This is a genomic window from Winogradskyella sp. UBA3174 (genome assembly GCF_002364335.1).
Taxonomy (GTDB): Bacteria; Bacteroidota; Bacteroidia; order Flavobacteriales; family Flavobacteriaceae; genus Winogradskyella.
In genome coordinates, this window is record NZ_DEXW01000062.1 from 125,075 (window position 1) to 139,035 (window position 13,961).

Annotated in this window: 15 protein-coding genes; 1 reads left to right on the plus strand and 14 read right to left on the minus strand. The window is 32.0% G+C overall.

From position 1 onward, the window contains the following. Positions 1-5: 5 nt before the first annotated feature. Together B2U95_RS12110 and B2U95_RS12115 are read right to left on the minus strand one after the other, a co-directional pair. Complete coding sequence (locus B2U95_RS12110) at positions 6-668, minus strand: ABC transporter ATP-binding protein (protein ID WP_296316809.1); 663 nt, start codon at positions 666-668, stop codon at positions 6-8. A gap of 52 nt (positions 669-720) precedes the next feature. Next, complete coding sequence (locus B2U95_RS12115; protein ID WP_296316795.1) at positions 721-3,159, minus strand: DUF5916 domain-containing protein; 2,439 nt, start codon at positions 3,157-3,159, stop codon at positions 721-723. A gap of 220 nt (positions 3,160-3,379) precedes the next feature. On the opposite strand from B2U95_RS12115, the gene B2U95_RS12120 reads away from it, so the two are divergent. After that, positions 3,380-3,649, plus strand: a complete 270-nt coding sequence (locus tag B2U95_RS12120; RefSeq protein WP_296316796.1) for a hypothetical protein — start codon at positions 3,380-3,382, stop codon at positions 3,647-3,649. Positions 3,650-3,659: 10 nt separating this feature from the next. Here the strand turns inward: B2U95_RS12120 and B2U95_RS12125 are convergent, their stop codons facing one another. The 12 genes from B2U95_RS12125 to B2U95_RS12180 all read right to left on the minus strand — a co-directional run bounded on the left by B2U95_RS12125 (position 3,660) and on the right by B2U95_RS12180 (position 13,955). After that, positions 3,660-4,421, minus strand: a complete 762-nt coding sequence (locus B2U95_RS12125; protein WP_296316797.1) for a CDP-alcohol phosphatidyltransferase family protein — start codon at positions 4,419-4,421, stop codon at positions 3,660-3,662. Positions 4,422-4,458: 37 nt separating this feature from the next. Next, complete coding sequence (locus B2U95_RS12130) at positions 4,459-4,926, minus strand: DMP19 family protein (protein ID WP_296316798.1); 468 nt, start codon at positions 4,924-4,926, stop codon at positions 4,459-4,461. Positions 4,927-4,981: 55 nt separating this feature from the next. Beyond that, positions 4,982-5,557, minus strand: coding sequence for a type 1 periplasmic binding fold superfamily protein (locus B2U95_RS12135; RefSeq protein ID WP_296316799.1), 576 nt, complete (start codon positions 5,555-5,557; stop codon positions 4,982-4,984). A gap of 20 nt (positions 5,558-5,577) precedes the next feature. Further along, on the minus strand, positions 5,578-7,977 hold the full coding sequence (locus B2U95_RS12140) for a TonB-dependent receptor (RefSeq protein WP_296316800.1): 2,400 nt from the start codon (positions 7,975-7,977) through the stop codon (positions 5,578-5,580). Between the two features lie 36 nt (positions 7,978-8,013). Then, positions 8,014-8,349 (minus strand): hypothetical protein, encoded by a 336-nt coding sequence (locus tag B2U95_RS12145; RefSeq protein ID WP_296316801.1) that lies wholly within the window; start codon positions 8,347-8,349, stop codon positions 8,014-8,016. Further along, on the minus strand, positions 8,346-8,840 hold the full coding sequence (locus B2U95_RS12150; RefSeq protein WP_296316802.1) for a DUF6787 family protein: 495 nt from the start codon (positions 8,838-8,840) through the stop codon (positions 8,346-8,348). Before B2U95_RS12150 ends, B2U95_RS12145 begins: the two co-directional genes overlap by 4 nt. 28 nt (positions 8,841-8,868) lie before the next feature. Beyond that, positions 8,869-9,306: a DUF6146 family protein gene (locus B2U95_RS12155; protein WP_296316803.1), complete on the minus strand. Its 438-nt coding sequence runs from the start codon at positions 9,304-9,306 to the stop codon at positions 8,869-8,871. A 211-nt stretch (positions 9,307-9,517) separates the two neighbouring features. Further along, positions 9,518-10,636 carry a DNA polymerase III subunit beta gene (gene dnaN, locus B2U95_RS12160; RefSeq protein ID WP_296316804.1) on the minus strand — a complete coding sequence of 373 codons (1,119 nt, stop codon included), beginning with the start codon at positions 10,634-10,636 and terminating at the stop codon, positions 9,518-9,520. A 132-nt stretch (positions 10,637-10,768) separates the two neighbouring features. Continuing rightward, positions 10,769-12,439, minus strand: a complete 1,671-nt coding sequence (gene gldG, locus B2U95_RS12165; RefSeq protein ID WP_296316805.1) for a gliding motility-associated ABC transporter substrate-binding protein GldG — start codon at positions 12,437-12,439, stop codon at positions 10,769-10,771. Next, entirely contained in the window at positions 12,426-12,920 is a 495-nt protein-coding gene (locus tag B2U95_RS12170) for a hypothetical protein (RefSeq protein ID WP_296316806.1), read from the minus strand. Before B2U95_RS12170 ends, gldG begins: the two co-directional genes overlap by 14 nt. Position 12,921: 1 nt before the next feature. Continuing rightward, positions 12,922-13,644, minus strand: coding sequence for a gliding motility-associated ABC transporter permease subunit GldF (gene gldF / locus B2U95_RS12175; protein ID WP_296316807.1), 723 nt, complete (start codon positions 13,642-13,644; stop codon positions 12,922-12,924). 56 nt (positions 13,645-13,700) lie between these two features. After that, on the minus strand, positions 13,701-13,955 hold the full coding sequence (locus tag B2U95_RS12180; protein ID WP_296316810.1) for a putative quinol monooxygenase: 255 nt from the start codon (positions 13,953-13,955) through the stop codon (positions 13,701-13,703). Between the last annotated feature and the right edge of the window lie 6 nt (positions 13,956-13,961).

The window sequence follows — 13,961 nt, forward strand, 5'->3', positions numbered from 1 at the left end:
GTGTTTTAATCAACAATCTTACCATCTACCATAGTGAGCTTACGATCAGCCATATTAGCTAATTCTTGGTTATGCGTTACTATAACAAACGTTTGTTTAAACTCGTCTCTTAGTTTAAAAAATAGATTGTGTAATTGATCTGCAGATTCGCTATCTAAATTCCCTGAAGGTTCATCTGCAAAGATAATATTTGGTTGATTTATTAATGCTCTAGCCACAGCAACACGTTGTTGCTCGCCTCCAGACATACTATTTGGTTTATGATGTAGGCGATCACTTAAGCCTAAATACGCTAGTAATTCTTTAGCTCGTTTTTCAGCATCTTGCTTGGAGGTGTTATTTATAAACGCAGGAATACAAACATTTTCTAAGGCTGTAAACTCTGGTAATAATTGATGAAATTGAAATATAAAACCAATATTTTTATTTCTAAACTTAGCCAAAGCTCTATCATTTAAATCTTTAATAGATTGGTCGTTAATTATGAGTTCAGTTTCAGAGGTGTAATCGGGTTTATCTAATGTGCCTAGAATTTGTAACAAGGTAGTTTTACCAGCACCGGAAGCACCAACTATAGATATGATTTCACTTTCTGAAATAGTAATATTAACTCCCTTTAAGACTTTTAGATCTTTATAAGCTTTCTGAATGTTTTTTGCGGAAATAATGGTTTTACTCATACAAACGTGAAAATAATACTTAATGTATTAACCCACAATATTAAGATGTAGTTTTGCCTTTGAAGATTGATTTAATGCCATTAAAATCAATAAAATATTGCAGACGTAGAGAAAATGTATGCTGAACAGGTTGATTAAATAAAAGATCTAAACTTTGATTAAAGTTGTCTTCTACATTTTCATCATTACTAAATAATTGATTACGGTACAAGACCGTTAAAAAACTACCTTGTACAAACTGCCAAGAGTAACTCAAATCTATATTCCAAGTACTAAAGTTAATATTAGGATTATTACTAATATTATCAACTGTGTAACCAGAGTCGGTAGTTAAACGGCCATTATCTAAGAGTGTAAAAAGTTGATTGTCATAAGCTACAGTATCCCAGTAATGTCTAAAACTTAATGCTAATGAATGAAAAGGATTAAAGTTATAATTACCAGAAAGTGTGTTTGTAAGGCGTTGCCTATTACGTTCCCCAAAAACAGCTTCGTCATTTTCTCGTGTAGCATAACCTCTGTCACCATTTCTAAAGTCGAAGTTTAGCCCATAAGACAGTAATAATTTATCACTAACTCTTACCCTTGGTTCAATTTCAAAGTCATAACGAAAAAAGTCTCTGCCATCTTCAAAAAGGGTACCTATATTAGCTCTTAAATCTATAGCAAAAACGCGGTTATAATTTGAAGAAAACCAACCGCCTGTACTTACAGAATTTTCAAAAATAAAAGCCCTTCCGTCTCTAGATTCAAAAAAATCGAATTGCTCGCCTGGTTCTACATTTAATCTAAAACCATACGCATCTAATTTTATAGTAGAGGCTCGGTAACCACCACCAAAATTCACTCTAGCAAATACATTTGGATCTACTAATCTCCTATAATTAAAAAAGGCATTAATTCTATAGCTATTAAGCTTTCCTGAGGGTTCAAAAGTCTCATAAGAGACATCAGTGCCAAAATCATTTTGATTATTTCTAAGGTTAAGGCCTAAGTCATTAATATTATATTTTGTGTCTGCGTATCTGTGGTCAAAACTATACCTTAAGTTACCATGTACTTTACCAACAAATAAAAAACTACTAAACCCGGTTTCTAAATCTGAATTTTGGTAATTGACGTTACTCATTCTCAGTTCGGTATTAATTCTATAGGTATTTCTTTTATTGATAAGGTCTGCTACTAAAGCCGTGGCATTAGCATCTCTAAAACTTCCTTCTCTGGTAACATTAGTATTAATTAAACTTACGGATGAATTTCCATTAAATTGCTGATCGACCACCAAAATATTGTAATTGGTAAAAGGTTCAACAACTTCACTCCGTTTTTCACCTGTCTCAGTGTTTGTGACTGATGCTTCTGTTTTTTCTGTTATAGCGTTAAAAAAACCAATTCCTAGTCCTTCTTTAGTTCTACCAGAAACTTTAAGAGCGTTTAATACCTTAACCTCATTTGGGACATTAGCCTCTTCATTTTCATCTAATTCTAATTCTCCGCTTGGTGCGTTACCTATACGTCTTGAAAAGAATAGCCCACCTTTAGAAAATAAATCTACCCCTTCTGTAAAAAATTGCCGTTGCTCTGAGAAGGTTTGTTCAAAAGGACCAAGGTTTAAAACGACATTATCAAAACCTGCTTGACTAAAATCTGGAACTAACGTTGCGTCTAAAGTAAAGTTATCTGTAATACCGTATTTAACATCCATTCCGAAGGTTAAATTGGTGTCTGTTTGGCCGTCAAAATTGTTTATAATTCCGGTAGAAAACGGGTAAAGATTTAATCTTACAGGTGGTTTAATGCCATCTAAGCCTGTAAGTTCACCATGATAAAGTCCAATATTTCCTTGTGTAGGATCTATTGTATTCCAGCTATATTGAGAACGTTCGCGTCTATATTGTCTTTGAAATTGTAAACCCCAAGTTGGTTTTTCTTGATCTTCAAAACGTAAGGTTCTGTATGGTATTTCTATCTCAATAACCCAACCATCATCAACGATTTGAACAGCACTTTGCCAAACCGCATTCCAGCTAAAATCTTCTCCAATACTTGGATTGGCAATAGCATCTGCTTGTTGACCAGAACTAAATACGACAAAATGAGTATCGTTTTGAGAATCGTTATTGGGATTTAATACGACACGCAAAAAATCGGCTTGACCAAAATTATCACGAGACGTTAGTTGGCTCATTATTTTAGTAGGATCGTCGTATAAATAAGCACCTACATAAATAGCGTTATCGTCGTAAGTTATTTTTACTTCGGTACGCTGATTTTTATCTCTTAAATTTCCTATTTCTGGTTGAAACTGAACAAAATCGGTAGCAATATCTGCTTCAGCCCAAAAACTTTCATTTAAAATACCATCAATTTTTGGAGCTTTATTTGTGCGCGAAATATTTAGTACTTTTTTGTCTTGGGATAAACTAATATTACTAAAAAAAAGTAGGACTATAATAATAAGTGAAGAACGTAAGTTCATATCAAATTGATGAATTTTAATATCTTATTTAGGTTACAAATAAATAAGAATTTATTGGAACTTTTGGTTGTGCAAATTTACATTGTCACTTTAACCTTTGCTCCTAATTAAAAGTTAAAATGCTTTACGGCATGTTACCGCAATCTTCTATTGACCTGACAGTATTTAATTTTGGAATACTTATTGCTCATTATAATGTATTAATACTTTAAAATTATAAATGAAAAAATACCATAAACTACTATTGGGTTTGCTTTTTGATGCTGCAGGCTTTGTCTCTTTTTTAATACCCGGAATTGGAGAATTCTCTGATATAATTTGGGCACCAGTTTCTGCTTGGTTAATGACCAAACTATACAGAGGTAAAACAGGAAAAATTGCAGCAGCAGTTACTTTTGTTGAAGAAGCATTACCATTTGCTGATGTCTTACCTTCATTTACTTTAATGTGGTTATATACCTATGTTATAAAAACTAAAAAAAATAACTGAGAAGAATAGACTACAATAATTTTCTAATAGCAATAAAAATAAAAATCATTGCTGAGTAGCCTATGAAAAACGGAATGATATAGCCTTTTAGTCCTGCAACAAGCATAATAGCAATAATTAGAAGTTGAAAGCCTAAACCAAAAGTTGAAATTGCGGTCATTAACCATTTTGGGAATATTTTTCCATTTGAAGCATTTTTATCTAAATAGTAAATAGCCTTATCAAAACCACCATAAAAAATCTTGTATAGTTTAAATAAAATATCAACATTACTTTGCTTTTCACCTTTTAATGCTATGGGTGTTGTGTCTTCAAATATCCTGCTAGTAGTGTCACCATTAAATTGATTTCTTAAAATCACATAATAATAATTGTATAGTGTTCCTTGAAGCTGTATTCCTAAAAAGGCCAAGATACACCACCAAATATTAGAGTCTGTAATATGCCATAGCGCTAGTAAAATGATAGCATTTAGTATAATGTCTGATACCGAGTCTAAATACCGACCAGTATAGGATGGTGTGTTTTTAATACGTGCTAATTCACCATCAGCAGCGTCGAGGATAGATTTAAATATAAGAAAAAAAGCTGCTAGCCAATAATAGCCTAGCAATATAAACATTACACCAATTAAGCCAGAAATTATAAAGCCTATGGTTACATGTACTGGTGTAAATTGTGTATTCTTTAGAGCATGAGAAATAACTCTTGCTATTGGTCTTCCATAATCAGAAAGATCAATAAATTTATGCTCTTTTGGTAATTTTGACATTTAAGTTTGTCATAGTAAAAAGTCTTTAGGAATATACCTAATATTCAAAATCAGTTTTGTGTAATTTTATGTAATCTATAGTTAAGCCAACAATATCTTCCTTAGAATTAACTAAATCTAACTCTAAGTTAGACCATAATTCTAAATCCTTTATTTGTAATTTTTCCATAAACTGCCTGCGCGAAATAATATCTTTTGGCACAGGCAATTCTGGAAATATTCTCAAAGCTTTATCTATTACATTAACAGTTTCATTAGCATTAATTGCAGTAAATGCTTTCAACACTTCATGTGAAAATTCACCTGAAGTATTGAAAAAGAAACCATAAAGACCTTCATTGTTAATTTCACTTTCAAAAATATCTATGAAGACAAAGGTTTTTTCTGACTCCGTTAAGTTTTGAAATGATTTATTTTTATCCGCTTTATTCCAGATGACAGTACCAACAAGTTCTATTATGTCAGTGTCTTTTGTTTGGTTTAAAGAGAAATCAATTTCGGTCATTACTATTTACTAAATTTGAATTTGCAAATATACATTAATATATGATGCAAAAATCTTAGTTTTCTACTGTAAAATTAAACACGACTTCAATGTCAGTTTCACCACCAGCATTAGCAATTAAGCCTTCGTTAACTCCTTCTGCATCTTTGCTTGGCTCATGACGTAATGTTACTATAACGGTATTATCTGTGCCTGCAACACCAGAATTAAAACTAAAGTCAACACCAATTGGGTTGCCATTTCCGTCTAAATCGTTGTATGTAATTGTACTTCCCGAGCTTCCTGTAAGTGCATAGAAAACTTGGTGCTCATCTGCTTCTTCTAATACTTCTAGCGTGACGTCTTCTGCAGGACTATCAATTTCATTCAAAAACTGAACAGATCCAGTATATTGTGTTGATGCTAATATGGTACCCATCGTTGTTATTATTGGTGCATCTGGTCCATCGGCACCATCTAAATCTTGACTTTGTATAACTACAGAAGAACCAGTTGTTATAGGGCTCAATTCAAAGCGAACGGTTGTAATGACTTCTTCTTCGTTTACAACGTCTGGATTGTCATCATCTGAACACGATGAAAAAGAAATTGCTAAAGCTGCTAAAATTGAAAGTGTTTTATAAGTTTTCATAATAAAAAATGTTTAAAAAATTAATAATTGAGTTGTAATTGTAACATCACATTACGGCCTAAATCATCTGAAAAATAGCGGAGTCTATTTAAGTACGCTCTGTATGTTGTGTTAAAAATATTGTTAACGCTAAGCGCTATGTTTAAAATCATTTTTCGTGAAATGTCAAACGACATATCTGAGTAAAAATGAAGTAAGTGGTAAGCAGGTGGAGGTGTACTAATATCTACGAGTTCTGTTGTATTTGTTGAAGCAATAAACACTTCAAAATTATTATCCGGAAATTGTGTTTGCTCCAAAACCCACTCACTTTTTAGTGTAATGCTTAAGTCATTCCATTCTGGTTTAAAAAAATTCACACTATTTATGGTATTAAAAGCAGGCATGTCTATAAGTGGTCTGTTGTCACTTAAATCATTACCTCTTATAAATGCAGATTTATTTGCTAATACAAGATTATCTGTAGCGTTATAATTTAAGCTTACATCAATTCCGAACAATTCTGCATTAGATTGCTTATAATTCCAAACAGGAAAAGCACCCCTTATCGTTTGCTCAATACCAAAAGGTTCTAAATAAATAAAATCATTTATTCTATTATAGAAACCTTCAACAGTTGCGTTAAAATCTGAGTTATTATAGATGTAAGTTAGACCAACTCGGTTAGATAACTCTTGCTTTAATCTTAGTTCGCCCAATTCAATACGTGCTGCAGAATGGTGTAATCCATCACTAAATAATTCTGACGGATTTGGTGGTCTTCTCGATAAACTGTAATTAAATAGAAAGGTGTTTTGGGTATTCAACTTAAATTTAATGCCAGTAGAAGCTGAAATATTATGATAATCAAAAATAGGGTTCGTTAACAATTGTGTGCCCAAATCTTCAATTATAATATCTCCAAAATCTTCATCGTAACCACGTTCTTCCCAACGGCTAGTTCTATAGAACTTCTTTGCATCAATTCTATTAAAATCATAGCGTACTCCAGCATCTATACTTGTGGTTTCGTTAACATACCAATCTACAGTGAGATAAGTGCCAAAATCATACCTGTTATAATCTGGTATTAAGCGTCTTACGCCAGTTTCTGGATTTGCAAAATTATCTTGAAACCTACCCATAAGTCCAAACTTAAATTTGTAATCTGTTTCAGAATCTAGTATAACATCAGTAGTTAGTGTATGCGTTTGTAATGTAAGATCTAAAGCGGGTTTATTTCTGTCATCACCAACACGCACATCGAACTCAAAACGTTGATTGTTTTGATAATCGTACTGCACACTCACTTTACCAAAACTTTGAAATCGCTTATAATATCTCAATTTTGCTAAATGATGGGTTACGTCTTGCTTTGGAGAATTAATAGTAGAACTAAAATCTTCTGTCACTAAAGGTTCTTGACTATTAATTGCATTAACTAAATCTCCAATATTACCAATATGCGAAGCTCTTAAAATTCCGATTTCATTATTCAAATAACTGTAAAATACTTCAAAACCAGATTCAAAAGTATTATAACCAGTATTTACAGAAAAGGCTTTAGTTGCAGATCCTGTATTTGTTAAATAATAATCGGGAGCTTTAAAATCACCATTTTGTTTATAGGTGCCTTGGCCTTTAACAAACCAACCATTGCGATACGTTTTATTTAAATTAGAACTTATAGAAAAAGCTCTACCATTGGTCTGTCCGCTTAAAATAGTATTACCATAAAGTGAGTCTGCTAAAACAATACGAGATGGATTAATAACTATAACACCACCAATGGCGTCACCACCATAGGCTAACGCTCCTGAACCTTTTATAACAGATATTTGTCCGGCAGAATTAATATCTATATTAGGCGCATGTTCAATTCCCCATTCTTGGTCTTGTTGACGTACACCATTATTTACAATTAAAAGACGGCTACTATGCATTCCGTTTATCATTGGTTTAACGATAGTATTACCAGTATTTATTGAAGAAACACCACTAACTTCTTTTAAAGCATCACCAAGATTTAAAGCACTATATTTCTTTAGTGTCTTTTCGCTTATGGTAGTTTCTTGGGCGGTAACTGTTTCTTTTCTACTAGAAGAACCAGTAATAGATACTTCATTTAACTCTTCTACATGATGCTCTAAACGAATCACCTTATAAGTATCACCTTTTATTGTAATACGAATTGTTTTGGTATCGCAAGCAATATGAGAAATCACTAATAATAATTCTTTAGCACAAAGGTTTTCAATTTTGAATTTCCCTTCAGCATCTGAAGTTATATAACGATTCTCAGTTTTTATGAATATTGAAGCTTGCACAATAGGTTCTCCATCGTGAAAATCTTTAACCTCACCCAATAAGGTATATGAACAGTTTTGGCTATAGCTAAATCCAACAGTGATTAGAGCTACAACTAATAAGAGTTGTTTCATTCATCTTTTAATTAATGTAAATAAAATTCTAGATTATTACACTAAAGATGGTGGTCCACGAAGTAAGTACGTTAAGTATTGATTATTTTTATTTACTTCTATATAATGAGAAGTAATTGCTGATGATATTTCAGATTGCTCTAAAGTGAACGATTGAATTTCGAAAAAGAATGCAGTTGTAAGTTTAAATTTATAGAAATCGCAATCAAAATCAGAGGTGTGTAAGTGGCTAGAAGATTCACCTAAACACACTTCGTGCTCGTGATGATTAAAGACATGCATCAGTTTTATGACAGACGGAGTTAGGACAACAAAAACAAGCATTATTGCTAATGCTCTAAATACTGATGCTATAACTGCTTTGATATTCAATCTACAAAACGTTTTAATCCGAACCGTCTCAACATTTTCTTTTCAAATTCCCAGAAAAATTTAAACTGGCCAAAAAGCCAACCAAATGAAACTAAAAGAATTTGATAAAAAACAAGTCCAATGATAATAAATAAAACCCAATATATAATTGGATTTAAGTTTTCTTTAGTAATTCCGATGAGTTTTATTATTGGTCTGCCAATAATAAGTGAAGATGAACCTGTGATGGCAAATACCATGAACACCCGAATTATTTCCCATTTATAATCTAAAACCCATTTTTTTTCTAATTTCTTAAATAGAAATAATAAGAATTTTAGTAGTAGAAAAAAAATAACTATAGCGGTTAGTATCGTTAAAATTAAACCATAGGTTTTTGTAAAAGTATTGGCGATTTTAAAAGCAGAATACCCTAAAATAAGGGTACCAAAAAAGGGAAATAACAACTGCCAATTATGTTGAATTTCCCAAGTTTTTTTAAAGTTTTCCATAGCACTATAAAGGTGCTGCAAATTTACGCTAAATTCTAGGAACGTATCCAGTTAAGCGTGTCTTATATTTTAGCTGAAAGTATACAAAGTAATTATACAACATGTAGTTGACTTCGTAACCATAATCTGTATTAACATCATAATCTACGCGTAGCTCGTATAAACTTTGATCATAAGTTTGAGGTTGCAGATTTCGTTGATTCCAAGATTGAACTAATAACGCGTTTCTGGTTTCTAAAAATTCTTGAGAGTGAAACCCTCTAGGTCTCGCTGTGCCGTATAACCACATATTAAAACCAGGTTCAATAATAAAAATTTCGTAATCATTTTCATCACTACTAATAACAACAGTGTCGCTTTGCACAAGCGCATTTTCTTGATCGTTATTAATTGTTTGATTGCCTTGATAAGATTTACAGCTTGCTACTAAAGCAAGACCAATAATAAAAGGAATAATTTTTTTCATAACATTTAAATATATTAAAAATTTCACAGAGCTAAACAGGTTTTAATCTCATTTAACACTGCAAAGCAATCGTATTTATAGGATATACTCAACCAACAATGCGTTAGGTAGGCGTTTGCTTGAGTGAACGGTACTTCTAAATTAGTGAAAATGAAAAAAGACTCACCTTTACAGTGAGCCTTTTCAATTGTTGAGATAGCAAAATTATTGCTTAATTATTAAGCATTACAGGCATTACAAGCATAGTCACGTGCTCTCCTTCATCTAACCCGTCAATAGGCGTTAGAATACCTGCTCTGTTTGGCAAACTCATTTCTAACTGTACGTTGTCTGAGTTTAAATTGTTAATCATTTCTGTTAAGAAACGAGAATTGAAACCTATTTGCATATCGTCACCTTGATAATCACAAGTTAGACGTTCTTCGGCTTTATTACTGTAATCTATGTCTTCTGCAGATATATTTAATTCTGCACCAGCTATTTTTAAACGTATTTGATGTGTTGTTTTATTTGAGAAAATACTAACACGCCTAACAGAGTTTAAAAACTGTGTTCTAGCGATTACTAATTTATTCGGATTTTCTTTAGGAATAACAGCTTCGTAATTAGGGTATTTACCATCAATTAAACGACAAATTAACACCGAATTTTCGAAAGTAAATTTAGCGTTAGACTCATTATATTCTATCAACACATCATCATCGCTGCCAGCTAATATTCCTTTTAATAAATTTAAAGGTTTCTTAGGCATAATGAATTCTGCAGTTTCGGTTGCACTTACATCATTTCTCGTGTACTTAACTAGTTTATGAGCATCAGTAGCTACAAACGTTAAGTTGTCTTGAGAAAATTGAAAGAAAACACCACTCATTACTGGTCTTAAATCATCATTACCAGCTGCAAAAATTGTTTTACTAATTGCAGTTGCTAAAATATCTCCAACTAAAGTCGTTGTGCTAGCATCTTCAATAGATACTGCATTAGGGAACTCAGCACCATCAGCATATGCTAAAGCATATTTACCATGGTTAGAGCTAATTTCTACGGTATTATTTTCTTCAACAACAAATGTTAGTGGTTGCTCAGGAAACGTCTTTAGTGTATCTAGTAATAGTCTTGCAGGTAAAGCAATACTTCCATCAGTATCACTTTCTACTTCTATTGTAGAAGACATAGTTGTTTCTAAGTCACTTGCTGAAATTGTTAGTTTAGAATGGCTAAGTTCAAATAAGAAATTATCTAATATAGGAAGTGTATTACTGTTATTAATAACACCACCCAATACTTGAAGTTGTTTTAATAAATATGTGCTTGAAACTATAAATTTCATGTTGAGTATATAAAGGTTTATTCTTTGAATTCTTAATTACAAATATATCTTAATAGAAAGGTTTTATAAAACAAACTTATTAACAAAGTGTTCTATAGAAAGCTTAAAAATGGTCGTGCGATAGACTAAAATTTATGAGGTGTATTTACGTTTTCTCAAATAGTTGAAAATAAAACCAAATAAAGCTAAAAGTAAAAGCGGAAGTAAAATATTTATAACCTGCCATTTGCCTTTCTCTTCTTTAATTTTTTTCGAATCTAAGAAGGCAATACTAATTTCTTTTGTTCTAATGTTTATAAGTCCTGTGTCGTCTAAAAGGTAATTAATGGTATTAAGCAAGAATTCTTTATTTCCGAATGCTTTTCCTGTGAGTTTGTCAAAACCTAATTCTTGTGGCCTGTTTCTAACAACTTCGTTTTTAATAACATCGCCATCAGATATAACAACCATTTTTGTAGCAGAACTTTTCGACTTAAAATTATTTACCTTAAATGGTAGTACGCGCTTGTCGTAAACTGATGTGAATTCTCCCTCTAATAAAACAGCTAAATTTTGTGACCCCAGATTATAGGTTGCTTCATCTGGTGTTTTAGTAACATTAGCTAAAGATATGGTGTTCGGCGCACCTTCTAATTTAGATCGTGGAGAACTTTGTAGTAATATAGATTTAGTAACATTATTTTTTAAAGTATCTATCGGACTAGCAAAATCATATTTTACTAAGTTTAAATTCTTAGTAATAGGATGGTTTGGATTAGAAGCTGCCAATGGTGAATACTGCCACTGTATAGGCTGTAATTGCGCTTTTTCACCTTCGCCAATGGCTAACATAATTGGAGCTGAATAAAGATCTTTAACTAAGCTAGGGTTTATTCTAATGCCGTATTTAAAGAAAAAATCGTTCAGTCTTAAATCGCGCATTATAGAAATACCAGTACCAGCATCATTATATAAACTGTCTTTGTCCATAACAACCGATTCCGTTAACCACAAACTTTTTCCACCACTCATGGTGTACTGGTCTAAGACTAATTTTTCGTTTTCTGTAAATGCTACGCTTGGCTTTGCAGAAACAATTAAATCATATTCTTTTAACTTGTCTAACGTGCCTTGCGGATTGTTAGCAACACTGTCTAGTGTGAATTGCGCTAAATTATAATACGGTTTTATCGTTTTTAAAAAGTCTGCGATATAGATATCTTCTAATTGGCCATTGCCCTTTAAAATGGCAATCTGTTTTGCTTTGGCATTTACGAGTTTACTAAATCCGTCAGCAAAAGCATATTCTAAAGATTGCACCGAATTATTAATCTGTTCTTGTAAGCCTTGTGTAATACTTCTTTTTAAAAGCGGAATTTTAACCCTTTCGTCTTTATAGCTAGCATAAGCCCAAGGAAAAATAATCTCTTGTGTTACTTTGCCTATGCTATTGTCGGTATTAATATAAGGTTCTAATCCAGATTTAGATAACTCTTCAATATTACGTTGTCGTGTAGATTCGTCTTCAATTGGATTTATATAGTTGATAAATATTTGATCTGTTTCTAATTGAAATTCATCTATAATTTGTTTCACTTCAGTTTGAAGTAATCTAAATTCAGAAGGAAAATCTCCTTCTAAAAACACATCTATAATTAAAGGAGAATCTAAGGTGCTAATCAATGATTTTGAAGGATCAGATAATGTATATCGACTATCTTTTGTTAAATCAAAACGACTGTATATCTTACTTGCAATAACATTTACAAGGATAAGAACAGCTATAACTGTTGCGCTAGATATGAAAGTTTTATTCTTTATCATCAAACGTTATTTCTTCTTGAAAATGTCTAAGAGCGACGACATTATCTTTTTTAAATGTAATTTCTAAACTCTCTTTTTTATTGTTAAAAGCACCAGGTTCTATGCCTAAGCTATAATTCCATTTGTTTTCAATGTGTGCTTTTTGTGCAGCATCCCACGATAACCATTCATACTTTCCTAATAACTTATAAACCGTATTTTTAGACAGACCTACTAATGTGTCTGATTCTATAGTGTTATCAACCATTTCATAGCGTAAAGAAGGATTCTCTGTCCAAGCTTCACTATCAAAATATTTTTGATAATGATAACTACTCAGAATATTCACAAAAGGATAGAACAAATAAAAATAGGCGAATGGTGTGAGGATAAGACTTATTAAAAAAGACAACCATTTTCGCTTATCGATAGTGGTCAAAAACAAGTAGAGTAGTACAAATACCACTACCATAAATATGACTAATAAAGGTGTGATGATCATATTATTGTTTTTGAATTCTAAATTTAGTAAATACTAAAAATGCTAAAGAGATACTTATAAAATAAACTAAATCTCTAGTATCTATAACACCACGACTCATACTGTTGTAGTGAGAAGCCATACCCAAATTTTCCATGTAAAAAAGACCATCAAAAGCATTATAATTAGAAATGCCTTCAAAACCAAAATAGAAAAAGAAACATATGAATACAGCGATAATGAACGCTACAATTTGATTGTCTGATAGTGTTGACGCAAACACACCAATAGCTGTGTAAGCCGCAATTAAAAACAGTAGCCCAAAATAAGAACCAATAGTACTGCCTGTATCTAAATTACCCTCAGGATTTCCTAATTGAGAAACCGTATAAACATATAGTAAGGTCGGAATCAGTGCCATTATAATTAATACAAATGCTCCAAAATATTTCCCTAATACAATCTGAAAGTGGGAAATAGGTTTTGTTACTAATAGTTCTAAAGTACCTTGTTTTTTTTCGTCACTAAAACTGCGCATAGTAACTGCTGGTACAAGGAAGATAAGAATCCAAGGTGCTAATAAAAAGAATGAAGATAAGTTTGCTAGACCATTCTCTAGAATATTGAATTCGCCTTTAAAAATCCAAAGAAATAATCCATTTAATAATAGGAATACTCCAATAACCAAATAACCGATGGGTGAGGCGAAGAAGGTGTTTATTTCTTTTTTTAGGATTGCTAGCATATTTTAAATTCAGTATTCAATAATTTGTTATTCAGTAATCTTACTTCGGCTAACAACTATTTAAGCGAAGCGATTTTATCCACACTCCAAGCTTCAGGCTTAGCATTAAACAAAGGTTTGGTATTTGCCCAAACACCTTTAAACAACTCTGAATGTCTATAAGTATTCAAATCAGCTTCTGAGTTCCAATAACTGTACGTAAAAAATATATTGGTATTGTTCTGTTCGCGATATAATTCTAAAAAATTACAGCCTTCAAAATTCCGAATCTTTGCTTTAACGATTTCAAAATTAGCCAAGAATTCTTCAATCTTAGA

Excerpts from the sequence above, each read along its gene's own strand:
- B2U95_RS12150 (WP_296316802.1), bottom strand. The coding sequence starts at position 8,840 with ATGGAAAACTTTAAAAAAACTTGGGAAATTCAACATAATTGGCAGTTG.
- dnaN (WP_296316804.1), bottom strand. The coding sequence starts at position 10,636 with ATGAAATTTATAGTTTCAAGCACATATTTATTAAAACAACTTCAAGTA.
- gldF (WP_296316807.1), bottom strand. The coding sequence starts at position 13,644 with ATGCTAGCAATCCTAAAAAAAGAAATAAACACCTTCTTCGCCTCACCC.
- B2U95_RS12135 (WP_296316799.1), bottom strand. The coding sequence starts at position 5,557 with ATGAAAACTTATAAAACACTTTCAATTTTAGCAGCTTTAGCAATTTCT.
- B2U95_RS12125 (WP_296316797.1), bottom strand. The coding sequence starts at position 4,421 with ATGTCAAAATTACCAAAAGAGCATAAATTTATTGATCTTTCTGATTAT.
- B2U95_RS12155 (WP_296316803.1), bottom strand. The coding sequence starts at position 9,306 with ATGAAAAAAATTATTCCTTTTATTATTGGTCTTGCTTTAGTAGCAAGC.
- B2U95_RS12130 (WP_296316798.1), bottom strand. The coding sequence starts at position 4,926 with ATGACCGAAATTGATTTCTCTTTAAACCAAACAAAAGACACTGACATA.
- B2U95_RS12170 (WP_296316806.1), bottom strand. The coding sequence starts at position 12,920 with ATGATCATCACACCTTTATTAGTCATATTTATGGTAGTGGTATTTGTA.
- gldG (WP_296316805.1), bottom strand. The coding sequence starts at position 12,439 with ATGATAAAGAATAAAACTTTCATATCTAGCGCAACAGTTATAGCTGTT.
- B2U95_RS12140 (WP_296316800.1), bottom strand. The coding sequence starts at position 7,977 with ATGAAACAACTCTTATTAGTTGTAGCTCTAATCACTGTTGGATTTAGC.
- B2U95_RS12120 (WP_296316796.1), top strand. The coding sequence starts at position 3,380 with ATGAAAAAATACCATAAACTACTATTGGGTTTGCTTTTTGATGCTGCA.
- B2U95_RS12115 (WP_296316795.1), bottom strand. The coding sequence starts at position 3,159 with ATGAACTTACGTTCTTCACTTATTATTATAGTCCTACTTTTTTTTAGT.